This window comes from Catalinimonas alkaloidigena, from assembly GCF_900100765.1.
GTDB classification, from domain to species: Bacteria; Bacteroidota; Bacteroidia; order Cytophagales; family Flexibacteraceae; genus Mooreia; species Mooreia alkaloidigena.
In genome coordinates this window covers 173820-197313 of sequence record NZ_FNFO01000010.1, presented here as the reverse complement: position 1 = coordinate 197313, position 23494 = coordinate 173820, and the positions used below count along the sequence as shown (strand labels likewise).

General features: G+C 58.2%; 15 protein-coding genes. 12 read left to right on the top strand and 3 right to left on the bottom strand.

All coding sequences use genetic code 11. The features are described from left to right. The first annotated feature begins 37 nt into the window (after positions 1-37). The 9 genes from BLR44_RS22130 (at position 38) to BLR44_RS22090 (ending at position 14118) form a co-directional block, all read left to right on the top strand. Positions 38-1627: an alpha-L-fucosidase gene (locus BLR44_RS22130; RefSeq protein ID WP_089686233.1), complete on the top strand. Its 1590-nt coding sequence runs from the start codon at positions 38-40 to the stop codon at positions 1625-1627. Between the two features lie 58 nt (positions 1628-1685). After that, positions 1686-2888 (top strand): acetylxylan esterase, encoded by a 1203-nt coding sequence (locus tag BLR44_RS22125; RefSeq protein WP_176956160.1) that lies wholly within the window; start codon positions 1686-1688, stop codon positions 2886-2888. Between the two features lie 72 nt (positions 2889-2960). Continuing rightward, complete coding sequence (locus BLR44_RS22120) at positions 2961-3593, top strand: RNA polymerase sigma factor (protein WP_089686231.1); 633 nt, start codon at positions 2961-2963, stop codon at positions 3591-3593. Positions 3594-3682: 89 nt separating this feature from the next. Beyond that, positions 3683-4717, top strand: a complete 1035-nt coding sequence (locus tag BLR44_RS22115; RefSeq protein ID WP_089686229.1) for a FecR family protein — start codon at positions 3683-3685, stop codon at positions 4715-4717. A 75-nt stretch (positions 4718-4792) separates the two neighbouring features. Then, positions 4793-8161 carry a SusC/RagA family TonB-linked outer membrane protein gene (locus BLR44_RS22110; protein ID WP_089686227.1) on the top strand — a complete coding sequence of 1123 codons (3369 nt, stop codon included), beginning with the start codon at positions 4793-4795 and terminating at the stop codon, positions 8159-8161. A 12-nt stretch (positions 8162-8173) separates the two neighbouring features. After that, the gene (locus tag BLR44_RS22105) at positions 8174-9721 is read left to right on the top strand and encodes a RagB/SusD family nutrient uptake outer membrane protein (protein ID WP_089686225.1); all 1548 of its coding nucleotides are present in this window, start codon (positions 8174-8176) and stop codon (positions 9719-9721) included. Between the two features lie 193 nt (positions 9722-9914). Next, the gene (locus BLR44_RS22100; RefSeq protein ID WP_089686223.1) at positions 9915-10853 is read left to right on the top strand and encodes a dihydrodipicolinate synthase family protein; all 939 of its coding nucleotides are present in this window, start codon (positions 9915-9917) and stop codon (positions 10851-10853) included. 162 nt (positions 10854-11015) lie between these two features. Next, the gene (locus BLR44_RS22095) at positions 11016-12512 is read left to right on the top strand and encodes a sodium:solute symporter family protein (RefSeq protein ID WP_089686221.1); all 1497 of its coding nucleotides are present in this window, start codon (positions 11016-11018) and stop codon (positions 12510-12512) included. Between the two features lie 181 nt (positions 12513-12693). Further along, positions 12694-14118: a sialate O-acetylesterase gene (locus BLR44_RS22090; RefSeq protein ID WP_089686219.1), complete on the top strand. Its 1425-nt coding sequence runs from the start codon at positions 12694-12696 to the stop codon at positions 14116-14118. A gap of 210 nt (positions 14119-14328) precedes the next feature. Here BLR44_RS22090 and BLR44_RS22085 read toward each other — a convergent pair whose 3' ends face one another. Next, a complete protein-coding gene (locus tag BLR44_RS22085) occupies positions 14329-14880 on the bottom strand; it encodes an REP-associated tyrosine transposase (protein ID WP_089686439.1) in 552 nt (183 codons plus the stop codon). 345 nt (positions 14881-15225) lie between these two features. Between BLR44_RS22085 and BLR44_RS22080 the strand changes: the two genes are divergently transcribed. Continuing rightward, positions 15226-17526 carry a DUF5703 domain-containing protein gene (locus BLR44_RS22080; protein ID WP_089686217.1) on the top strand — a complete coding sequence of 767 codons (2301 nt, stop codon included), beginning with the start codon at positions 15226-15228 and terminating at the stop codon, positions 17524-17526. Between the two features lie 547 nt (positions 17527-18073). Here BLR44_RS22080 and BLR44_RS22070 read toward each other — a convergent pair. Continuing rightward, positions 18074-19135: a T9SS type A sorting domain-containing protein gene (locus tag BLR44_RS22070; protein ID WP_176956159.1), complete on the bottom strand. Its 1062-nt coding sequence runs from the start codon at positions 19133-19135 to the stop codon at positions 18074-18076. A gap of 307 nt (positions 19136-19442) precedes the next feature. Between BLR44_RS22070 and BLR44_RS22065 the strand changes: the two genes are divergently transcribed. Further along, positions 19443-21479 carry an aceric acid hydrolase gene (locus tag BLR44_RS22065; RefSeq protein ID WP_089686211.1) on the top strand — a complete coding sequence of 679 codons (2037 nt, stop codon included), beginning with the start codon at positions 19443-19445 and terminating at the stop codon, positions 21477-21479. On the opposite strand, the gene BLR44_RS22060 is transcribed toward BLR44_RS22065, so the two are convergent. After that, positions 21476-22567: a sensor histidine kinase gene (locus tag BLR44_RS22060; protein ID WP_089686209.1), complete on the bottom strand. Its 1092-nt coding sequence runs from the start codon at positions 22565-22567 to the stop codon at positions 21476-21478. The genes BLR44_RS22065 and BLR44_RS22060 overlap by 4 nt on opposite strands. Before the next feature lie 409 nt (positions 22568-22976). On the opposite strand from BLR44_RS22060, the gene BLR44_RS22055 reads away from it, so the two are divergent. Continuing rightward, positions 22977-23474, top strand: coding sequence for a DUF4126 family protein (locus BLR44_RS22055; RefSeq protein ID WP_089686207.1), 498 nt, complete (start codon positions 22977-22979; stop codon positions 23472-23474). Positions 23475-23494 lie beyond the last annotated feature (20 nt).

Genomic DNA, 23494 nt, shown 5'->3' with positions numbered 1-23494 from the left:
TGCGGACTCTAGTAAAGAGACGACCGTTAAATAACCCATGCGCCACCGCTTTTTCCTGTCTATTGCGATCCTTCTACTCGTATCGGGTATCGCCTGCACCTCCCGTCCCACGCCGGAGAGTGCGCAGGAAGTAGCTGAGCCGACGATGTACGAACCGACCTGGACATCGCTCGGTCAGTACGAGTGTCCGGACTGGTTTCGGGATGCGAAATTCGGGATTTGGGCGCACAGCTCGCCGCAGGACGTGCCGATGCAGGGCGACTGGTACGCACGGAATCTGTACGTGCCCGGCCATGAGAATTACGAATACCACCTGGCGCATTACGGCCATCCGTCCGCAGTGGGGTACAAGGACTTATGTCGGCAGTGGACGCTCGACCAGTGGAGCCCAGAGAAGCTGATGCAACTCTACCGACGGGCGGGGGCGCGGTACTTCGTCGCGCTGGCGAATCACCATTGCAACTTCGACACTTGGAACTCGGCGGAACAGCCGTGGAATGCCGTCAACGTAGGACCGAAGCGGGACGTGATCGGCGAATGGCAACAAGCCGCGACGGCGCAAGGCATCCGGTTCGGCGTCAGCGTCCACAACATCAACACGTGGGGCTGGTACCTACCCGCGTTTCGTAGCGACTCAGCCGGTCCGAAGGCAGGCGTACCCTACGACGGCGTGCTGACGAAAGCCGATGGCGAAGGCCAATGGTGGGAAGGGCTGGACCCGCAGCAACTCTACGGCCCGGCGCAGCGCGCCAGCGATACGATTCCGACCGAGGCGTTCGTGCAGAACTGGTACGACCGGGTGAAAGACCTGCTCGATCACTACCATCCCGATCTCCTCTATTTCGACTCGTACATCATGGGGCAAAGCTGGCGGCAGTTTACCTACCACGGCGGCAGCACCTACGCAGGCATCGACGACGCGACCAAGGCGCGGATCGAGCGCACGCCCTTCAAAGAGGCGGGGATCGACATCATCACCTACTATTACAATCAGAACCCCACGTGGCACGGCGGCCAGCAGGAGGCGGTGCTGAACCTGAAACTCCACGACCTCAACGATTCCGTACCCGAGCGATACAAAAAAGGCATGGTGATTGACCGGGAACTGGGCGGCTTCGGCGGCGGCGAACAGGAGATGCAGGCCTATCCGTGGCAGAAAGATCGTCCGTTCGGTGGATGGCACTACAACGAGCACGCCGAGTACCCCACGACGCAAAGTGTGATCTGGAACCTGGTCGATGTAGTCAGCAAAAACGGCAACCTGTTGCTGGGCATGCCGATGCGCCCGAACGGCACCCTGAACGAAACGGAACTGACCTTTCTGCAGGAGATGGGCGACTGGATGGAGGTCCACGGCGAGGGGATCTATGGCACCCGTCCCTGGAAAACCTTCGGCGATGAGGAGACGGTGCGTTACACGCAAAAGGGCGATACCGTCTACGCCTTTGTGAAAGGCAATCATGCGGACGTGCTTCTTCCCGACTTCTCGGACGAGAAGGTCAACTCATTGCGTATGCTCGGGTATCCGGATACGCTTTCCTGGCAACAGGACGCGGCGGGACTTCACGTCACGATCCCTGCCCGCCGTGGCAAGGAGGACGTAATCGCGTTGAAAGTGGAGTTATAGAAATGATAGTTTGTAGCGATGGATTAGGAAGTCGCTACAAATCCAAAAACATACGTGTATGATCTGTATTAAACGAAATCTACTGGCCCTCGTCCTCGTATGGACCGGCACCTGTATTCCCGCCTACGCGCAGTTCGACGTCGATACCACGATGCTGTGTCAGGGACGTTACTACACGGAAGAGGAAGGGAAAGCGGCCCTCGAACGGTTCGCGTCGACCTACCACGACTTGGCGGGGTGGAAGGAGCGGGCGGAACGCATCCGGGCAAACATCAGGCAGGCGACGGGCCTCGACGAACTGCCGCACGATACGCCGCTGAAGCCGGTTGTTCACAGCAAGAAAACCTTCGACGGCTATACAGTCGAGAACGTGTCGTTCGAGAGCCTGCCCGGCTTTTTCGTGACCGGAAACCTGTATCGGCCCACCCAAAAACAGAAATCCTACCCCGGCATTCTGGCGACCCACGGCCACGGCGGCGACCAGCGCTTTGCGGAGTACGTGCAGCGGCGGTGTGCGTCGCTGGCGCGGATGGGGGCGGTGGTGTTTGCCTACGACATGATCGGCGTCGGCGACTCAAAACAGACGACCCACAAACATCCGCTGGGGCTGGCGTTGCAGACGCAGAACAGTCGCCGCGCGGTCGATTTCCTCCTCTCGCTGCCGAACGTCGATCCGGAGCGAATCGGCATCACGGGCGAATCGGGTGGGGGCACACAGACCTTCGTGCTGACGGCCATCGAGCCGCGCATTGCCGCCTCCGTGCCGGTGGTGATGGTGTCGAGTTTCCACTTCGGTGGCTGTACCTGCGAGAGCGGGATGCCGATTCATAAAACGGAGAACCTACAGACGAGCAATGTGGAAATTGCCGCGCTGGCCGCGCCGCGCCCGTCGTTGATCATTTCCGACGGCAACGACTGGACGCACAATACGCCCGAGGTGGAGTTCCCTTACATCCAAAACGTCTACCGCCTCTACGGCGCGGCGGACCAGGTTCGGAACCTGCACCTGCCCGACGAACGCCACGACTACGGCCCCAGCAAACGCGAAGGCGCGTACCGGTTCTTTGCAAAAGAGTTCGGTCTGGACCTGTCGCAGGTCATCAACGCGCAGAATGAACTCGACGAGTCGTTCGTAACGGTGGTGCCGCCGGAAGGATTACACGCGTTCGACGCAAAGCATCCGCGCCCCGACTACGCCGTGATGGGCGACGAGGCGGTGACGCAAATGCTAACGAACTACGCCCAAAAAGCCCGACATTAAGTAAAGTTGCGATCTCTGCGGAAACCACTTATCTTAACCTGACCTCATTCTTTTATTCGATTACCACCACGCATGCAAGTTCTTCCCGCCGCCGATTGCACCTCTCCCCCACAGGGTACAGCGCGGCCTAACGACGAACGGCTGTGGGCGCAGATGCAGCAAGGCCACGCGGACGCGCTGGATGCCCTCTACCGGCGGTACGTGCAGTTGCTGTATAACTACGGGCGGAAACTTGTGGCCGACGGAACGGTAGTGGAAGATGCCATTCAGGATCTGTTTGTGGAACTCTGGCGCCGCCGCCAAGACCTCAGTGCGACTACGTCCGTCAAGTTTTACCTGCTGAAAGCCTTTAAACAAAAACTCCTGCGGCGCATGGACCACGACCGCCGGATGCTGGCCCGGCACGCGCGTGCGGACTTTTACGATTTTGAGGTCGCCCACTCGCACGAGTTTCAGCTCATCACCGACCAGATCTCCCGCGAAGAAAAAGAGCGCCTAACCCGCGCGCTGGCGGCCCTCACGCCGCGTCAGAAAGAAGCCATCTTTTTGAAATACTACGAAAAGCTCTCGTTTCAGGAAGTGGCCGAACTGCTCAACCTCAGCGTGAAGGCGACCTACAAACTGATGGGCCGCGCCATCGGCACGCTGCGCGAACACATGCAGCACGTCAGCATTTTTGTCATCGCCGGTTGGCTGGCCCTGTAAAACCTACTCGCAAAAAAACTTTAAAAAAATTTCGGACGCCGTGGGGTACTCTGCGCATCGGCTGCTTTATAGAGGCAAACGACGCACCGATGGACCCCGAACACTTTGACCGAGACGATCTGCTGGCCGATGCGCGATTCCTGCAATGGGTCGAAGGCGGCGACGAAGCGCTGGATCAGTACTGGGACGCGTGGATGCAGCGCCATCCGGAACGGCGGGCGTTGGTGCTGGAAACCCGCCGGATGTTGCAGTCCCTGCGTTTTCCCGAACATCGGTTGCCCGAATCCCGCGTCGAAGCCCGCCTGCAGCAGATTCATCGCCAGATTCGGCAGGAAGGAACAGCCCCCCGGTTGCGCGCTGCGGAGCGAATGCAACCGCGTCGGAAACGGTGGATGGCGCTGGCGGCGGCCTGTGTGGCCCTCCTGGTAAGTGTAATTGGGTATCTGTATCAAACTTCCCCCGCGTTGTTTACCCCCGAACCGCTGGCCTACACCACGGCCTACGGCGAAACGCGAACCGTTACGCTGCCCGATGGCTCGACGGTGGTGCTCAACGCCCACTCTTCGCTGACGTGTGCGTCCGGCTGGGAAGCCACCGACGACCGGGACGTGTGGGTGAAGGGCGAAGTGTTTTTCTCGGTGCGCCACACGGCCACCGATCAGAAGTTCATCGTCCATGCCGACAGCCTCCAGATCGAAGTGCTGGGAACGCAGTTCAACGTGAACAACCGGCGCGGTGGCGGTGAGGTGGTGCTGACGGAAGGGAAAGTCAAGGTGAGCGACGTGCGTCAGACCCGGCAGGTAGAGATGCACCCCGGCGACCTGGTTGCGTATGCCGGTGGTCCCCAAACGCTGGCGCAACGGAAAGTCGATCCGGAACAATACACGGCCTGGCGCAGACAACAGCTCGTTTTTGCGGCGACCCCGCTGCTCGACGTAGCCCAAACCATCGAGGACACCTACGGCTTGCGGGTCGTGTTTGCGGATTCTGCACTGGCAGCAAGACGCTTCACCGGCACGATCCCGACCTCGGACCTGGACGGCCTGCTGGTGTCGTTGGCCGAAACCTTCGATCTGACCCTGGAGCGGGACGCGACTCAGGTCGTTTACCGCCTTCACGAATAGTTCTTCCACCTACCCTTTTGCATATGTAGCAGTTGCCTGTCTTCCCTAGTAAAAACCTGTTAATCTCAAACACCTATGTCTTCATCTTTAACTTCTTCTCGGAGGTCGCTGGTCGGCCGCCGAACCGGTCCGCAGTGGCTCCTGGTGCCTCTGTTGGCCTTGCTGATAGCCGGACTTCTGCCTGCACCGGTGCGGGCGCAGTTTCTGGCCTCCCGTCACACGGCCCTGGCCCAGCCCGAACGGGCCGTACAACAACAACAGACCCTGAAACGCACGCTGCTGGAGCTGGAAACCGCACACCGTGTCCATTTTGTCTACGAGGCCGCGCTGCTGGAAGACGTGTACGTGAGCCGGGAACTGCCGACTTCCGACGACCTGGAAAAGCAGCTGACCGAATTGCTGCTGCCGCTGAAGCTGGCGTTTAAACGCATCAACGCACACCTGTACGTCATTCGCCCCGCCGAAGAGACGCTGCTGCCGCGCTTGGAGCACTCGCCTTTTTATACGCCCGTGGCGACCCGCAAAGCCCGCACTGCTTTTCCGATACGGGCCGAACTTCATCGGCCGAGGGCCTTCGTGGTCAGCGGACAGGTGGTCGACGATCTGGGCGAAACCCTGCCCGGCGTCAGCGTCGTGCTGAAAGGCACCACGGTCGGCACCAGCACGGACATCGAGGGGAAGTACACCCTCTCCCTGCCTTCCGGTAACGGCACACTCGTGTTTTCTTCGGTCGGATTTTTGCCGCAGGAAGTGGCGATCAACAACCAGACGCAGATCAGCGTCACCCTGGAAACCGACACTAGGTCGCTCGACGAAGTAGTGGTGATCGGCTACGGCACGTCTACCAAGCGCGAGCTCACCGGCGCCGTGGCCTCGGTCAAGCCCGAAGAGTTCAACCCCGGTCCGGTCACCGACGCCATGCAACTGGTGCAAGGGAAAGTGGCGGGGCTCTCGGTGACCCGCACCAACGGCGGTGATCCGACGGGGGGCTTCGAAGTGCGGCTGCGCGGGGCGTCCAGCATCAGTGCCGACCAGGCACCCCTGGTCGTGGTCGACGGCATTCCCGGCGGCAACCTGGCGACCATCGCGCCGGAAGACATTGAGTCGATCGACATCCTGAAAGACGGTTCGGCGGCGGCCATCTACGGCACGCGGGGCACCAACGGCGTGATTCTGGTGACGACCAAGAAGGGCAAAAAGGGCTCGACCCAGGTCGATTATTCTTCCCGCTTTTTCACCGAATCGACCCTGCGGAAAGTCGAAGTGCTGAGCGCCGACGAGTACCGGGAAATAAAGCGTCGCTATGAAACCACGCATCCCGACGTAGCGGCCAGCATGACCGACTACGGGCAAAACACCGACTGGTACGACGAAATTACGCGGACCCCTTTCAGCCACATCCAGAACCTGTCGCTCAGCGGCGGGGCAGAGAACACCTCGTACCGGATGTCGTTTTTCTACGTGGATCAAGAGGGCGTGCTGCTCAACTCCAAAAACCGGGAGTATCGTGTCAACCTGAACCTGAACCAGGACGCCCTGAACGACCGCCTGCACTTCAACGTGCAACTGGGGCTGGCCAACTACAACCGCAATCCGGTCGACTACAACGCCGTGCGGCAGGTGATCCAGCGGAACCCGACCGAGCCGGTCTACAACGAAGACGGCAGCCTGACCGAATACATTGGCGCATGGCAGTACGACAACCCCGTGGGGGTGCTGACCGAGCGGACGCGCGACGACGGCGGCACGCGGATTTACGGCAACCTGGGAGCCAATTTCGACATCACGAAGTCGCTGCAGGTCGGCGTGCTGGGCGGCATCCAGGCCAACCGGCAACTGAACGGGTACTACCAGCCCAGCTACTCGCTGCCGCAGGAAACGGCCGGATCGAGCGGGCAGGCCAGCCGTTACGCTGAGGTGCGTAACGTACAGACGCTGGAAACCACCCTGCGCTGGGACCGGCAGTGGACGAACCACAACCTGAACATGGTGGCGGGCTACTCGTTCCAGGAATTTACGAACGAAGGCTTTGAGGCGCAGAATACCAACTTCCTGTCCGACATGCTGGGCTACAACGATCTGGGGTCGGGTACCTGGCTGCAGGACGGCCGCGCGTCCATGTCGTCGTTCAAGGACAACAGTCGCCTGGTTGGCTTTTTCGGCCGGTTGGCATACAATTTCCAGGGCAAGTACTTTCTGTCGGCCAGCATCCGGCGCGAAGGCTCCACCAAGTTTGGCGCAAACAACAAGTGGGGAACCTTCCCGGCCCTTTCCGGGGCGTGGGATCTGACGAAAGAAGGATTTATGAGCAGCCTGGGTCGCCTGAGCTTCCTGAAGCTCCGCGCCGGCTACGGCGTCACGGGCAATCAGGGCTTGCCGCCGTACCTGTCGTTGACGCGCCTCGGGCAGGGTGGCTACTTCTTCTACCAGGGGCAGTTCATCCCGAGCGTACAGCCGATTAGCAACCCGAACCCCAACCTGAAGTGGGAAACCAAACACGAGTGGAACGTGGGGATCGACTGGGCCCTAACGGGCAATCGCGTGAGCGGTACCGTCGATGCGTACGTGCGCGACACGCGCGACCTGTTGCACGAATACGACGTGCCCGTGCCGCCCAACCTGTTTCCGACCACCTGGTCGAACGTCGGGTCGTTGCGCAACTCGGGGATTGAGTTCACCCTTAACGTAACGCCGGTACAGAAAGCGGATTTCACGTGGGACATCGCCTTCAACGCCGACTACCGCTGGAACAAGCTCCTCTCGCTTTCGAACGAATACTACAAGCTGGAGTACCGAAACGTAGGCGACATCGGTTCGCCGGGCATCAGTGCCTGGACGCACCAGTACCGCGAGGGCGCGCCGCTGGGCATCATCCACGGGCTGGTGTACGAGGGGCTGGACGAAAACGGCGAGTGGATTTTCCGCGACTACAACCCGCGTACCGGCGAGGCCGACGGCATCATCGACATCAACGACCGCGCCGACATCGGCAACGGCATTCCCGACTTTTACGCGGGGTTGACCAACACCTTCAAGTACAAACAGTGGGACCTGTCGGTGATGGCGCGCGGCATGTTCGGCCACCAGATCATCAACGCCAAGCGCATCTGGCACGAGAACCCCAAGTTTCTGCCCCGCAACATCATGAAGTCGGCGATGGACACGCCGCTGTGGGACGATCCGGAGTTTTCGAGCTATTACGTGGAAGACGGCGATTTTGTGAAGATCGACAACATCACGCTCGGCTACAATTTCCCGTTCCGGAACATCGCGTGGCTGAAAAACGGCCGCTTGTATGCAACTGTGACCAACGCCTTCCTGTTCACCGGCTACAGCGGCGTCGATCCCGAACTGGCCATCGGCGGACTGGAACCCGGCCACGACAACCGCTTCGATTACCCCAGCACCCGGACCTACACGCTGGGCTTTAACGTATCCTTTTAACCGAGAAGACCCATGAAAAAGAACCTATTCATCCTGATGATGTGCGGCGGTCTTTTCGCCTGCACCAACTTGGACGAGGACATTTACAGCTCGATCAAGAACGAAGATTTCTACCAGAGCGAACGGCAGGTCCTGGCTTCGGCCGGTCCCGCCTACGTCAACCTGCGTGCCTACACCAACCCCGACTCGCCGTGGGGACTCAATACGCTGACGACCGACGAGATGCTGATCCCGACGCGGGGCATTCACTGGTACAACGGCGGCATTTTTCAGCGGTACCACCGCCACGAATGGACCACCTCCGAAGGGGCCTTCAACGCGAGCTGGACGTTCATCTACAGCAGCATCAACAGTTGCAACCGGACACTCTATCAGTTCAGCCAACTGGAAGAACCCAGCGAAACCGTCACCAACATCGGCTACGAGCTGCGGGGGCTGCGCGCCTTCTACTTCTTCAACGCCGTCGACATGTTCGGCAATGTGCCGTTGGTAGACCGCTTCGACGTGCCGGAGGGGTATGCCCCGGAAAACGAAGACCGAAAAGCGGTGTTCGACTTCACCGTTGGGGAGCTGAACGAGATCCTGCCGAACCTGGCCGCGCCGGGCTCCGACATGTACGGCCGCTTCCATAAAATGGCCGCCTACGCGACCCTCGCCAAGCTCTACCTCAACGCCGAGGTGTACACCGGGCAGCCCATGTGGGACGAGGCCATCGCCGCGTGCGATGCCATCATCAACTCGGGCCTCTACTCGCTGCAGGGCGATTACTTCGCCAATTTCGCGAAGCAGAACCAGGGCTCGACCGAGAACATCTTCGTGATCCCTTATTCCGAAACCCTTCCGACCGACTGGGGCAGTGGGGGCGTGCCCGCGCGGAGCTTCCAGCATCACCTGTGGGGCATCCACTTCAACGGCATGAAGCGTTTCGCGGGCGAAAACGGCGGGTGGAACGGCATGTGCGCCGTGCCGTCGTTCTACAAGTCGTACGATTCGACCGACATCCGGCGGCAGATCTGGCTGCAAGGCTTACAGACCTCGACTTCCGGTGAGATCCTCTATTGCAACCAGGAGCGGGCCGGTGAGCCGCTCATCTACACGGCCGACCTGACCGGGCTGGAGACGGCCTACGAAAACGAGGGCGTCCGGCTGGCGAAGTACGACTACACCGCGGCCAAGAATTTCGAGTTGGAAAGCGACTTTGCGATCTTCCGCTATGCTGACATTCTGCTCATGAAAGCCGAAGCCCTGATGCGGAAGAACGGCGGCATGGCCCCCGGCGAAGCGGTCGATCTGGTGAACCAGGTGCGGGCGCGTGCGTTTCCCAACATGCCGGAGAAACTGTATACCGCGGGCACGCTGACGCTCGATGCAATGCTGGCCGAACGCGGCTGGGAACTGGCGGGTGAAGGCTGGCGCCGCAACGACTTGGTGCGGTTCGGGCAGTACATCCGTCCGTGGGATTTCAAGGAGCAGGCATCGCCGCAGACGCGCAACCTGTTCCCGATTCCGCAATCGCAACTGAACGCCAACCCGAGTCTGTCCCAGAATCCGGGCTATTAATTTCTTCACGTGGGTTCGTAGACGTACCACGGTCACGTTGTCTGAGGAGGCGTGGCGTGGTACGTCTTTTTTGTGTCGCAGGAAGGCGGCTGGAAAATAGTTGTGAGCCGACGGTGATAATCGCCGGGTGTGGCCCTCTTTCTGGTTGCACTGCGGCGGCGGATGCGCCTCTGCAAATCAAGAACTGAGCTACATGAACGATATTTCACTACCGGCCGGACTGTGGCCGGTGATGCTGACGCCCTTCCGGGACAACAACGAATTGGACCTGCCGGGACTGGAACGACTGACCGAGTTTTACCTCGAAAAAGGCTCGAACGGCCTGTTTGCCAATTGCTTGTCGAGCGAGATGTTCCAACTGACGGAAGGGGAGCGGTTGCAGGTGATCGAGACGGTGCTGAAGACTACAGCGGGACGCGTGCCGGTGGTGGCGACGGGCTCGTTCGGTGCCGACCTGGACACCAACGCCGATTTCATCAAGCGGGTGTACGACTTGGGGGTAGCGGCGGTGATCATCAGCAGCAACCAACTGGTCGATGCGCAGGCGTCGGAAGGGGAGTTTCAGCAGCAACTGGAAGCCCTGGTCGATAAAACGGACGGCATTCCGCTCGGCATTTACGAATGTCCGGTGCCCTACAAGCGTCTGCTGTCGTCCGAGCTGGTCGGCTGGATGGCCCAATCGGGGCGCTTTGTGTACCACAAAGACACCAGTTGCGACTCGACTCAAATTCAACAAAAGCTGGAGGCCATTCAGGGTTCGTCGCTCGGTCTGTTCAACGCCAACATCCCGACCGGGCTGACTTCGTTGCAACAGGGGGCACGCGGCCTGTCGCCCATCGGGGCAAACTTCTTCCCCGAACTCTACAGTTACCTCTGCCGACACTACGCCGACCCGGACAAAGCGGAATCGATTCAAAAGCTGAACGCGCTGCTGAGCGTGATCGACCCGCTGGTGCACATGAATTACCCGCTGTCGGCCAAGCTCTTTCTGCAAAAGCGGGGACTTGCCATCGGGGCGACGACCCGTACGTCTGTGCACAGTTTGTCGGGCCAGGAGTTGATTCGTCTGGACGATCTAATGACGATCTTCCGAAATACGCTGGAAGAGCTAACCCTTTCCGTTCGTGTGTAGTCGATATGCAGACCATACCCGTTTGAGACACGGAGACACGAAGGGCTCTGAGAAGCACGAAGCGCAACCTGGGCGAAGGGCTATTGCCACTTACTTCCGCTAACCCTGTAATCGCGCGGCGACCGCTTGTAACCTGTAACTTTTCACTCGCTTATCTGCCACATGCAACTGCTGGACCTCCTTGTTTTTTTTGTGTACATGCTGGGCATCACCGTTTATGGGGGCTCGTTTTACCGGAAAAACAAGACGGCGTCGGCCTTTACGCTGGGGAACAGCAGCATTCCGGCGTGGGTCGTGGGGATGTCGATCTTCGCCACGTTTGTGAGCAGCATCAGCTTTCTGGCCCTGCCGGGCAACGCCTTCCTCACCAACTGGAACGCTTTCGTCTTTAGCCTGTCGATTCCGGTCGCGTCGGTGGTGGCCGTCCTCTTCTTTGTGCCGCTTTACCGGCGCATTAACAGTCCGTCAGCCTACGCCTTTCTGGAGCAGCGCTTCGGGCCGTGGGCGCGCGTCTACGTCTCGACCTGTTACCTCCTGACGCAACTGATGCGCATCGGCACGATCCTCTACCTGATGGCCATTGCGCTGAACGCCGTATTCGGCTGGAGCATCATCACGATCATTGTAGTAACGGGCGTCGTAGTGGCCGTTTACTCACTGCTCGGCGGCTTGCAGGCGGTGGTCTGGACGGACGCCATTCAGGGCATCATCCTGATCGGCGGGGCGCTGGCCTGTGCGGTGTACCTCCTGTTTGCGATGCCGGAAGGTCCCTCGCAACTGTTCTCGATCGCGGCGGCCAACGATAAATTCAGCCTCGGAAGCTTCAGCGCCAACCTGTCGGAGCCGACCTTTTGGGTAGTGCTGGTCTACGGTATCTTCATCAACCTGCAGAACTACGGCATCGACCAGAACTACGTACAGCGCTACTTAGCCTCGCGCACCGACCGGGAGGCGAAACGTTCGGCCCTGTTCGGCGGCTTGCTCTACATTCCGGTGTCGCTCCTGTTCCTTTTCATCGGGTCGGGGCTGTTTGCCTTCTACACGTCGGCGGCGGGCGAACTGCCGGCCGAGTTGCAGGACGCCACCCGCAGCGACCGCATCTTCCCGTACTTCATCGTCCACGAACTGCCTGCTGGGTTGTCGGGGCTGTTGATCGCCTCCGTCTTTGCGGCGGGCATGAGCACGATCTCGACCAGCTTCAACAGTTCGGCCACCGTCTTCCTGACCGATTATTACCAACGTTACATTAACGCCAATGCCTCGGAACGAACCACGATGCGGGTATTGTACGGGGCGTCATTGGTCATCAGCATTCTGGGCATCGCCATCGGCATTGCGATGATCAACGTGAAGAGCGCGCTGGACGCCTGGTGGCAACTGGCGTCGATTTTCAGCGGTGGGATGCTGGGGCTGTTCCTCCTGGCCGCGTTTGTCCGCACCAGCAACGCGACCGGCGCGCTGGTCGGGATGATCGCCGGATTGATTGTGATCCTCTGGTTAAGTGCGGGGCCGTTGCTGTTTGGCGATGCGTTGCCGGGCATCCACCTGCACAGTTACCTGACCATTGTGCTGGGCACCTCGGTCATTTTCCTGGTCGGCTTCCTGATATCGACGTGGGTGCCGTCCAGATTGAAATCGGCCGATGTGCCGGTGAAGTAAGGGTCGCTTTAAGACCGCAAGCATTCTGCTTGTGGTTGTCATTTTTGCACGTTTTTAGCCTATGTGGCCCGACGTGCGCATGTTGAAAACCGCGCCGCGGAGGCATGCAGAATTTGCCACAAGCCTGCGCGGTGTGGCCGGCCAGGTGTGGCAGAATGCTTGCGGTAGAATAGTCAAACACATGATACGAACACGTTCTCTTTTTTTCCTTTTTGTACTGCTTCCCCTTTCCCTGCGGGCGGAAGTTCGGTTTCCTTCGCTGTTCACCGACAACATGGTGTTGCAACGCGAAGGGGAAGTGCCCGTCTGGGGATGGGCCGATGCCGGTGCGCAAGTCACAGTGACGCCCTCTTGGGACGGTAAAACCTACAAAGTCAAAGCCGACCGCAAAGGAGCCTGGCGGGTGAAGATCCAGACGCCCGCCGCCGGTGGACCGTACGACCTAGTGGTCAGCGACGGCACGCCCGCTACGCTGCACAACGTCCTGATCGGGGAGGTGTGGGTCTGTTCCGGACAGTCGAACATGGAGATGCCCTTACGAGGATATCCAAACCAACCGATCCTTGGGGCGAACGAAACCATCCTGCATTCAAAGAACGATCAGCTGCGTCTCTACACCGTGCCGCGCTCGTCGTGGACCGAGCCGCAGGAAAACAGCAAACCTTCGGCGTGGGAGGTTGCCGGTCCCGCCGCGGTCGCCGACTTCTCCGCGACGGCCTATTACTTTGGGAGTTTGTTGCAGGAAATCCTGGACGTGCCCGTCGGGCTGATCCACACGAGTTGGGGAGGCTCCACGGCCGAGGCCTGGATGACGCCCCTGTCGCTCAAACCCTTTCCTGACGTTAGCATTCCGGGCAAAGACGATTCAATCAAGGTGCGGAACCGGACGCCGACCACGCTCTACAACGGCATGATCCATCCGATCATCGGGTACGGAATGCGCGGCGTGATCTGGTACCAGGGCGAATCGAACGCCGACCGCGCAAAGCAGTACGAAACTTTGTTTCCGGCGCTGGTGCAGGAGTGGCGCACCCGCTGGGGGCAGGGTGAATTTCCGTTCTACTACGCGCAGATTGCCCCATACAATTATGACCAGCCGTGGGCCGACGATCCGGCCAATTCGGCGTACCTCCGCGATGCCCAACGCAAGGTGGAAGCGGTGATTCCAAACAGCGGGATGGCCGTGTTGATGGACATCGGCGAGGAAGACATCATCCACCCCGCGAATAAACAGGTGGGCGGGCACCGGCTGGCCTATTGGGCACTGGCGAAGACCTACGGCATCGAAGGCATCGGGTACGCCAGCCCGACCTACGAGGCGATGGAAGTAAAAGGCAGCACGGTGGAAGTGAAGTTCTCTAATCCGTCGAACGGCCTGACGACCTACGGCAAGCCCCTGACCCAATTTGAGATTGCCGGGGAAGACCAGATTTTCTACCCGGCACAGGCCATTTTGCAACGCGGCAGCATCGCCGTCTCGTCGCCCATGGTGCAAAACCCGGTCGCCGTCCGGTACGCGTTCAAAGACTTCATCGTCGGCGAGCTCTTCGGCACCGACGGCCTGCCAGTCTCCTCCTTCCGCACCGACGACTGGGAGGAGAAATGAGGACTGATGTGTAGCGACGGAGTGGTTCATTTACTGGCTTCAGGTTGCACCTGAAGCTTAACCGACACAGGGAAGCCTGTGGCTTCCTGATCAAGAGATGTGTAGGAAGTTAAAAACTTCCTTGTGTTCGTGTGGCTCAAGATAAAATCTTAAGCCAGGAGTGTAGTTAATAAAAATAAAAAAGAGAGGTAGAAACAGTCAAACATTAAGTTACTCTAAAAATTCGATGGGAAGTAAGCCTTTGCCGCCTGCGTAGTCGAGGGCACTGCTGTAAACGTAATGCTCCGGCTCGCGGACTAGGCCAGCGCGTACCGGATTCTGATGAAGGTATTCCAATCTTTGGTCCATCATGGTGTTGGTGGAAAGCTCAATCGGGTGATTGTCCTGTTGCCAAAACTGGTATAACTGATTATTGGAGTTACGAGCGGCAGCTTCCTGGCAAAGCCAGAGCATCCAGTCCCGGCGACTTTCCTGCAAATCGTTTTGCAGCAAGTCGAGTAGCTGACGACTGGTATGGCGTTTCAGGTCACGAAGGATATTGGAGAGGGAAAAATTGTCGGCAGCGGCCGCGATCAGATGAACGTGGTTGCTCATGATGACGTAAGCGAACAGCCGTAAGCCTTTGTGTTGCTGGCAATACCGCAGGCTATCGAGGACCACCTCTTTCTGGTAGGGGCGGGAAAGGGCGTCAATCCAGCGCACCGTCGCAAAAGTGATAAAGTGCGGCGCTTGGTGATCACGAATGGCGTACTTGGAAGGCATAATAACGAGTAAAACAAAGTACACTCACAAGATACAGTCCTGGCTTCAGGTTGTACCTGAAGCTGAACGAGCACAGAGGAACCTGTGGCTTCCTAAACAAGAGACGTGCAGGAAGTTAAAAACTTCCTTGTGTCGAAAGGCTTAAGATACAATCTTAAGCCAGATAGAGTTTGTCGCAACGGGGTGGTTCTTCCCCCGGTTAATCCTTTACTGGCTTCAGGTACAACCTGAAGCTAAACGGACACAGGGAAGCCTTGGCTTCCTGCCACCCTAACTTAAATCTACCACCACCGACCGATCTCGAAATTGATCATAAAATGCAGTCGGTTCTCATACTACCCACCCATGCTCAAACACCTCCTCCTGTTCCTCCTTCCTTTCTTTGCCTTTGCGCAGCCTGCCGAATTGAGTCAGTACCATCCGGTTTGGACGACGCAAAGCCAGCATTCCGGGGAGTCGATGCCGTGCGGGGGCGGGGATGTGGGACTGAACGTGTGGGTGGAAGAAGGGGAGGTGCTGCTGTACGTGTCGCGGAGCGGGACGTTCGACGAGAACAACATGTTCCTGAAAATGGGGCGCGTCCGGCTGCAACTGGAACCCAATCCGTTTGCGGGCGAAACGTTTCGGCAGGAGCTTCGGCTGGCGGATGGCTCGATTTATCTGACGGGGAACGACGGTACGCAGGTGCACGTCTGGGTCGATGTGTTCCGGCCGGTGGTGCACGTAGACGTGGCAAGTAAACAACCACTACAGGCGGAGGCGAGCTACGAGAGCTGGCGACACCACGACCGCGCAGTGGAAGGCAAAGCCAAGAATGCGACGTCGTACAAGTGGGCACCCGTCGAAGTGACTACGTATCAGGATTCCATTGATTTTCAGGGTAACGCGGTACAGTTCTATCACCGGAACCGGGAGACGACCGTATTCGACGTAACGGTGCACCGGCAGCAGCTGGATTCCGTGAAAGGGGAACTGTTCAATCCGCTGAAACACCTCACCTTCGGTGGCGTGCTGCGTGGTCGAAAAATGGAGCCCGCCGGCACCTACACTGGCACCTACCTCGATACCGACTTTCAGGGCTGGCGACTGACCAGCACCGGGGCAACGCGTTCGCATCAACTGGAACTGTTCCTGCACGTCGACCAGACCGAAACGCAGGCCGATTGGCAAGCGGGACTGGAAAGCGTGGTGAAAGAAGCGGGGCAGGTGTCGGCGCGCAAGGCGTGGACCGCGACCCGCGACTGGTGGCACGACTACTGGAACCGGAGCTTCGTGTTCGTCCAGCCCGTTCAGGCCAACCCGAGTGATACGGCCTGGCAGGTCGGGCGGAATTACCAGCTTTTTCGCTACCTGCTCGGCTGCAATGCCTTCGGCGACGTGCCGACTAAGTTCAACGGTGGGCTGTTCACCTACGATCCGTCGCTGACCGACTCTACGATCCGCGCGACACCCGATCACCGGAACTGGGGCGGGGGCACCATGACCGCCCAGAACCAACGCCTCGTTTACTGGCCGATGCTGAAAAGCGGGGATTGGGCCATGATGCGTCCGCAGTTCGAATTTTACCACCGTGCCCTGCGCAATGCCGAGCTGCGGAGCGAAGTCTACTGGGGACACGGGGGGGCGTGTTTTACGGAGCAACTGGAGAATTACGGTCTGCCCAATCCCGCGGAATACGGGTGGGAACGACCGGCAGATTTCGATCCGGGGTTGCAGTACAACGCGTGGCTGGAATACGAGTGGGATACGGTGCTGGAGTTTTGCCAGATGCTTCTGGAAACTCAACGCTACGCCGCTCAGGACATCACCGAGTACCTGCCGCTGATCGAGAGTTGCCTCCGCTTCTTCGACGAGCACTACCAGTCCCTCGCCCGGCAACGGGGCAGCAAGGCGCTGGACGGCGATGGGCACCTGATCCTCTATCCCGGTTCGGCGGTCGAAACCTACAAGATGACCTACAACGCGTCCTCGACCAGTGCGGCCCTGCGGACGGTGCTCGAAAGTCTGCTGGCTTTGCCGGAATCGTACCTGACCCCAGAGCAACGGACGTGGGCGGAGGAGATGGCGACACGGATTCCGCCGCTGGCCTTTCGGGAGGTGGACGGACACCGGACCATTGCCCCGGCGCAGGTATGGGCGCGGGTCAACAACACGGAAGTGCCGCAACTCTACCCCGTTTTTCCGTGGGGCATCTACGGGGTGGGCAAACCCGACCTGGAAATCGCGCGGAATACCTGGGCCTACGACCCCGACGCGCTCAAGTTCCGCAGCCACGTCGGGTGGAAACAAGACAACATTTTTGCGGCCCGCCTCGGCCTGACCGACGAAGCGGCACGACTCACCAAACTAAAGTTGGGCGACTCCGGTCGGCGCTTTCCGGCGTTCTGGGGGCCGGGCTTCGATTGGGTGCCCGACCACAACTGGGGCGGCTCGGGGATGATCGGCTTGCAGGAAATGCTGCTGCAAACCGACGGCGAGAAAATCATGCTTCTGCCCGCCTGGCCCCAAGACTGGGACGTGCATTTTAAACTCCATGCGCCTTATCAGACCACTGTGGAGGGGATGGTCAAAGATGGCACACTCGTGTCGTTAAAGGTACTGCCCGAGTCCCGCACGAAGGATGTGGTGAACCTGTGGGAAGAGTAACTACCGCTTGCCTCGCACCAACGCGCCTATCACGTTGATGACAAACAGCAGTTGCCCCACCAGAAAGAGGGCGGTGGCACCGAGAAGCAGATAAAGAAGCGAATAGGATGCAGAAAGACTGCCAGGTGCAAGCGAGTCATAACGCCTCACGATGCCACTGAGCGCGGGCGAGCATAATAGCCCCCACACACCGAGTGCTGCTGCGGTGGACAAGCCCACATGGAGGGACCCCAAGTGTGGGCGCAAGGGGCTACGGAGCTTCCTGAAGAGGAAGTAAACGCCTCCGGCCAACGCAAACCAAATCCCGTAGGCTACAGACAGATCCGAGAGCCGGGCTACAAAATAGACATCATGAAACTGGAGGTCGAGGGCTGCCGAAGGGCATACGACTGCGCTCCAAAGGAACAAACCCAGGCCCGTCAGCCAGCACAGAAGATCAAGGCGCACGCTTTTCATATCACTGGGCCGTTCTCCCATCAGGCACAAACATAAAGAAGGCCGACGTATCGCTACATCGGCCTTCTTTGATCGAGCTATCTAATCCAAATTACTGCACCATCATTTTTCCAGTGCCGGCCAGCAGGCCGTCGGCGTAAAGGCTGTAGTAGTACATGCCTGATTTCATGCCGCTGCTCTGGAATTTCATTTCACCTTTACCGGCGGTGAAGAACTCGTTCTGACGAGCCACTTCCTGACCCAGTTGGTTGAAGACACGCATCTCGATGTCAGCAGCTTTGCTGGTCGAGAACGAAATGGTCGTCGACTGGCGGAACGGGTTCGGGTAAGCGCGCAGGGCTTGTCCGGCCAGCAGGTCCGATTTGATTGAAGTAGGCACCTCAGTTACCCAGTCAATAGCATTGCCTAAGATCGTGTAGAAGTCCTCTGTCAGTGTGGTGTAGCCAGTGCTGTATACTCCCCATACTACAGCCCGGTACATAAACGGATTGTCTGGATCATTTTCATCTCCAGGTTCAACCGCTACGAGTGTAGGGTAGCCATCGCCTTGGCCAACTTCACCTGGTACCACCGCCAGGGTAGTAGCGTTAGCGTAATAGTTGTCGATATAGAAATAAGCGACTTCTGGCAATGTGTCTTCACTAGATTGTGTTGCCCACGCAAACGTTTCTCCTGCATCGATGCTGGTGCCTTCGAAAAGCGGATGGTCGGCGTTGATGACCGTATTGGAGTAATGGGCGAGTGATGGCAGGTTAGGACCTCTGCCATTTTTAAGAAACTGTCCTGTTTCTTCATACTGCGTTAGAGGACCCCAGATGTTGTCGCGGAAAACCAAGCCTTCCATGCTCACGATCGGCTTAGCATAGGTAGGAAGCGAATCGCTGAACGCTACTGCTCGGTTCGACGAGATGGACTCACTGAGCACAATAACATCAACGGATTCGTCTACGAGTTCGCGATCATCACGATAAGTATCCTGATCTACCGCCTGGACTGTATAGCCCATGGTTCCGAGCATGTTGACGATAGCCTGATCACCGACTGGTAAAGCACCACCATCTTCTGTACGTGAGACGTACAAAACGTTCGTCTGCGCCATCAGATAGAGGGGCATCATGAAGAACAAAAAGATCAGTAGAGAAAAACGCTTCATAGATTGATGTTTTAAATGGGTTGATGAAACATTGACGACCTCCAGGGCTACCTGTCGGTCCTCGTACATTTTTAGGTGTTGCTAGGGAAGAGCATCGGTGTTGAAAAATCTCACCTCCGTTTTCAAAAAAAGTTGAGTAGTTGGGCAATATTTTTTCTTCTTCTGACTTGATAACAATTATTTAATGCTAAAATCATATTGATGGTGGCAATGCCGATGATCTGATGGTTCAGGAGCGGATAGTTTTACCCTATTCGGCAGGGTATTTCCGGAGGATTTTGGTCTCTTACCCGGAAACCTGCACCCTATGAGACGGCCTTTTTCTGTTTTGGTATTTTGTTTTTTCGTTAGTGCGTCGCTGATGGCGCAGGACAAAAGCCTGGTGAACACCACCGCGAGTCCCCATGCACAACTCCATAGCGTCAACATGGGCGATGTGGCCTGGACCGAGGGTTTCTGGGCCGACCGCTTTCAGGTGTGTCGCGATACCATGATTCCGCATCTGTGGGAGATCTACAGCGATCCGAATGTGGCGCATGCCTTCCGGAACTTTGAGATTGCAGCGGGGTTGGCGCAAGGAGAACACGAAGGCCCTCCCTTTCACGACGGCGATTTCTACAAGTTGTTCGAGGCCATGGCCAACACTTACGCCCTCACGAAAGACGAAAAGCTGGATGCCCTGATGGATCGGATCATCCCGGTGATTGCCGCTTCGCAGCGCGCCGATGGCTACATCCATACGCCCGTCATCATCGAACAGAAAAAACAGGAAGCTGGACAGACCGAATTTCAGGACCGCCTGAACTTCGAAACCTATAACCTGGGCCACTTGATGACGGCCGCCTGTGTGCATTACCGGGCGACGGGCAAAACCGCGCTGCTGGACGTTGCCCGAAAAGCGACCGACTACCTGTACGACTTTTACCAGCGTGCTTCCGACGAGCTGGCACGCAACGCCATCTGTCCGTCGCACTACATGGGCGTGGTGGAAATGTACCGTACCACCCACGATGCGAAGTACCTGGAACTGGCGCAGAGACTAATCGACATTCGTGGGATGGTTGGCGAAGGCGTGGGCACGGACCATAACCAGGATCGCGTTCCGTTCCGGCAGCAGACCAAAGCCATGGGACACGCCGTGCGGGCCAACTACCTCTACGCGGGCGTAGCCGACGTATATGCCGAAACCGGTGAAGATTCGCTGATGCACGCGCTCGATGCCATCTGGGACGACCTGATGCAGCACAAAATGTACATCACCGGAGCATGTGGCGCGTTGTACGACGGCGTCTCCCCGCAGGGAACCTCGTATCAGCCCAGCGAGATCCAGCAGGTGCATCAGGCCTACGGGCGGGAGTACCAACTTCCGAACCTGACGGCGCATAACGAGACGTGCGCCAACATCGGCAACGTGCTTTGGAACTGGCGCATGTTGCAGGTAACCGGCGAAGCCCGCTTTGCCGACGTACTTGAACTCTCCCTTTACAACAGTGTGCTGTCGGGCGTGAGTCTAGATGGCCAACGCTTCTTCTACACCAACCCGCTGCGCGTCAGTCAGGACCTGCCTTACGAGCTGCGGTGGGCTGGGCAACGCCAGGAGTACATTGCCCTCTCCAACTGCTGCCCGCCGAATGCGGTGCGTACCGTAGCCGAGGTCAGCAACTACCTCTACAGTGTGTCGGATCAGGGCGTGTGGGTGAACCTGTACGGCGGCAATCGGCTGGACACCAAGCTGGCTGACGGCACGCGGTTGAAACTGACCCAAACGACAGAGTACCCCTGGGACGGGAACATCCGACTGACGCTGGAACAGACTCCTAAAAAGAACCTTTCGTTTTTCCTGCGCATTCCCGGCTGGAGCCAGGGCGCTACGTTGCAGATCAACGGCGAGCCGCAGCAAGTGCCCCTCACGGCGGGAACGTATGCGGAAGTGAACCGGAAGTGGAAGAAAGGCGATGTGATCGAACTGCGTCTGCCGATGGAAGCCAAGCTGGTCGAAGCCAATCCGCTAGTGGAGGAGACGCGCAACCAGGTGGCCGTCAAGCGTGGACCAATCGTGTACTGCCTGGAGTCGACCGACCTGCCGCAAGGCGAAAAGATGGCCAATGTAGCGTTACCCGTCGGAATGAAATTCCAGCCCAAAAGGATGCAGATCGACGGCAGTGCGGTCATGAGCCTGGAAGGGCAGGCGGAGCTTCTGGAAGAGCCAACCTGGCAAAATCAGCTTTACCGTGAAGTAACGCCCCGCCAACCAAAGCCCGCCTCCGTTCGCCTGATTCCGTACTATGCTTGGGGCAACCGCGGGCAATCAGATATGTCGGTCTGGCTTCCGCTGAGCCGTTAGGCCGAGGGGTCTGACGTATGGCCGTACGCGTGTGTTTCGGTCGTCGTCAGGCTCGTGGTGGGCAGCAGAATGGTAAACGTGGCACCTTGGTTCGGCCCGTCGCTGTAGGCCGTCAGGGTGCCGTTGTGCAGCGCTACGATTTTGCGGCACAGGTACAGGCCCAGACCCGTCGATTGCTCACCGGCGGTGCCTACCTGCCGTTCGCGGGTGAACCGTTCGAAGATACGTTCGGCCGCGGTGGGGTCGAAGCCAATGCCGGCGTCGATCACTTCCAGCCGAAACTCGTCCGGATCGTGATGGATGTTCAGGTACACCACGTCCTGCGGATTCGAGAACTTGATGGCGTTGATCAGAAGATTCTTCAAAAGCTCGCAGAACATCTCCCGGTGCAGCATCAGGCGATGGTTCTCGTAATGGCTTACTTTCAGCGTGACCTGCTTCGGGGCCGCAACCGGCCTCACCTCCTGGAACACATGGTCGATCAGCCTTTGGAGTTCCACCGGCTGCTTCTGGAGCGCATTGGACTCTACATGAAGCGCTTGCAACATCGTTTTGACCAGATCATACTGATTCTGAAGCGAACCCCGCAGCAACTGGAAACATTGCGCCAGCTCTGTAGGGTCGGTCTCCTCCTGCATGATGTCCAGCAGCTCGATAGCCGAGGCCAGCGGTCCGCGCACGTCGTGCGTAATGAGGCCGATCAGGTCTTCTTTTTCGCGTAACAGGGCATCCAATTGCCCAATAGTCTCTTGCACATTGGCCATTAATTCACCCGCTTCGTCGGTGTGGTGCGTGGGCAACGTGGGGCGCGTCCGCGACGATGCATACGCCCGCAGAGCTGAACTCACTTGTCGGATCGGTGCGGTCAGGTGGTATTGTACCCACAGCGTGGCGCCCGTTGCTACCAGCGTCAAGGCCAGCGTCAGCCAGAACAGAAACGCCGGTGACCAGGGTTCGCCATCACGAACCAGCAAGAGTGTAATGACTCCGATCAGCGGGACGTGAATGCCCAGAAAGGCCACAAAGAGAAATTTGTAGCTATACCGTTTCAGAAAGCCGATTTTTGAAAGAGAAGAGTAGATACGCATAGAAAAAGTGTTCACGCAAAGTTAACCAGCCCCTTTCGCACCGTTGAAAGTGCGAAGGCAGGCCGTAACCAGGGGTTAAGGTTGTTTGAGGTCCATAGATTCTCCAATGCCTTGCGAATATCTAGTTTAGAAACCAGGAAGCCTTATGTTGTTCATAACCAGACTGTAACAATACGTAAATGGGGCGGGGAAGGCTTCTGGAAAGGTAGTTTTCGGGTGGATTTGTTACTTCGGGCAAGCGCACCCCAACCCGTTGGCACAGCGTTTCCTGAAAATCACGTTACGCTACGCCCCCCGCTCGATTGACAGAGGGCAACCTGTCAGGAGAAAATTTCAGCCCATCTACATCTGTCGCCACCCCGTTCGCGTAGTAGGAGAAAACCATTTTTACATCAGGTCTTTCATCTGTATGTCTATCCTGAAAAACAAACTTTTGCGCCAGACGCTAAGCCTGGGTTTCATCTCCGGACTGCGCTCGTTTAGCGGATTGGCGTTGATCTCACAGCACGTTAGCGCCCACACGTCAGAACCTGCCCCAGAGATTCCCCTCACCTGGTTTCAAAAAGAAGGCGTCGCCTGGACACTCACGGCCCTGGCTGTCGGAGAACTGATCGGCGATAAAATGCCCGGCGTACCGAACCGGACTGATCCTCCGGCTTTGTTCGGACGTGTGGCGTTGGGTGCCATGACCGGTGCGGTGCTGAGTCAGTACGAAAAAGAAGAGGCAACTGTGGGGGCCGTATTGGGCGGCGTGGCGGCTCTGGCTGGGACGTTCGTGGGTTTTTACGTACGGAAAGCCCTGGTTGAGAAATCGGGCTGGCCCGACTGGATTTTCGCGGTGGCCGAAGATGCCATCACGGTCGGCATGGGTGTCAATGCCCTGAGCGGTCTCAAAAAATACGCATAGAGACGTACCCCTTTCATTGG

What these genes read in the sequence shown, in the direction of transcription:
- BLR44_RS22130 (WP_089686233.1), top strand. Translation starts at nt 38, where the DNA reads ATGCGCCACCGCTTTTTCCTGTCTATTGCGATCCTTCTACTCGTATCG.
- BLR44_RS22125 (WP_176956160.1), top strand. Translation starts at nt 1,686, where the DNA reads ATGATCTGTATTAAACGAAATCTACTGGCCCTCGTCCTCGTATGGACC.
- BLR44_RS22120 (WP_089686231.1), top strand. Translation starts at nt 2,961, where the DNA reads ATGCAAGTTCTTCCCGCCGCCGATTGCACCTCTCCCCCACAGGGTACA.
- BLR44_RS22115 (WP_089686229.1), top strand. Translation starts at nt 3,683, where the DNA reads ATGGACCCCGAACACTTTGACCGAGACGATCTGCTGGCCGATGCGCGA.
- BLR44_RS22110 (WP_089686227.1), top strand. Translation starts at nt 4,793, where the DNA reads ATGTCTTCATCTTTAACTTCTTCTCGGAGGTCGCTGGTCGGCCGCCGA.
- BLR44_RS22105 (WP_089686225.1), top strand. Translation starts at nt 8,174, where the DNA reads ATGAAAAAGAACCTATTCATCCTGATGATGTGCGGCGGTCTTTTCGCC.
- BLR44_RS22100 (WP_089686223.1), top strand. Translation starts at nt 9,915, where the DNA reads ATGAACGATATTTCACTACCGGCCGGACTGTGGCCGGTGATGCTGACG.
- BLR44_RS22095 (WP_089686221.1), top strand. Translation starts at nt 11,016, where the DNA reads ATGCAACTGCTGGACCTCCTTGTTTTTTTTGTGTACATGCTGGGCATC.
- BLR44_RS22090 (WP_089686219.1), top strand. Translation starts at nt 12,694, where the DNA reads ATGATACGAACACGTTCTCTTTTTTTCCTTTTTGTACTGCTTCCCCTT.
- BLR44_RS22085 (WP_089686439.1), bottom strand. Translation starts at nt 14,880, where the DNA reads ATGCCTTCCAAGTACGCCATTCGTGATCACCAAGCGCCGCACTTTATC.
- BLR44_RS22080 (WP_089686217.1), top strand. Translation starts at nt 15,226, where the DNA reads ATGCTCAAACACCTCCTCCTGTTCCTCCTTCCTTTCTTTGCCTTTGCG.
- BLR44_RS22070 (WP_176956159.1), bottom strand. Translation starts at nt 19,135, where the DNA reads ATGAAGCGTTTTTCTCTACTGATCTTTTTGTTCTTCATGATGCCCCTC.
- BLR44_RS22065 (WP_089686211.1), top strand. Translation starts at nt 19,443, where the DNA reads ATGAGACGGCCTTTTTCTGTTTTGGTATTTTGTTTTTTCGTTAGTGCG.
- BLR44_RS22060 (WP_089686209.1), bottom strand. Translation starts at nt 22,567, where the DNA reads ATGCGTATCTACTCTTCTCTTTCAAAAATCGGCTTTCTGAAACGGTAT.
- BLR44_RS22055 (WP_089686207.1), top strand. Translation starts at nt 22,977, where the DNA reads ATGTCTATCCTGAAAAACAAACTTTTGCGCCAGACGCTAAGCCTGGGT.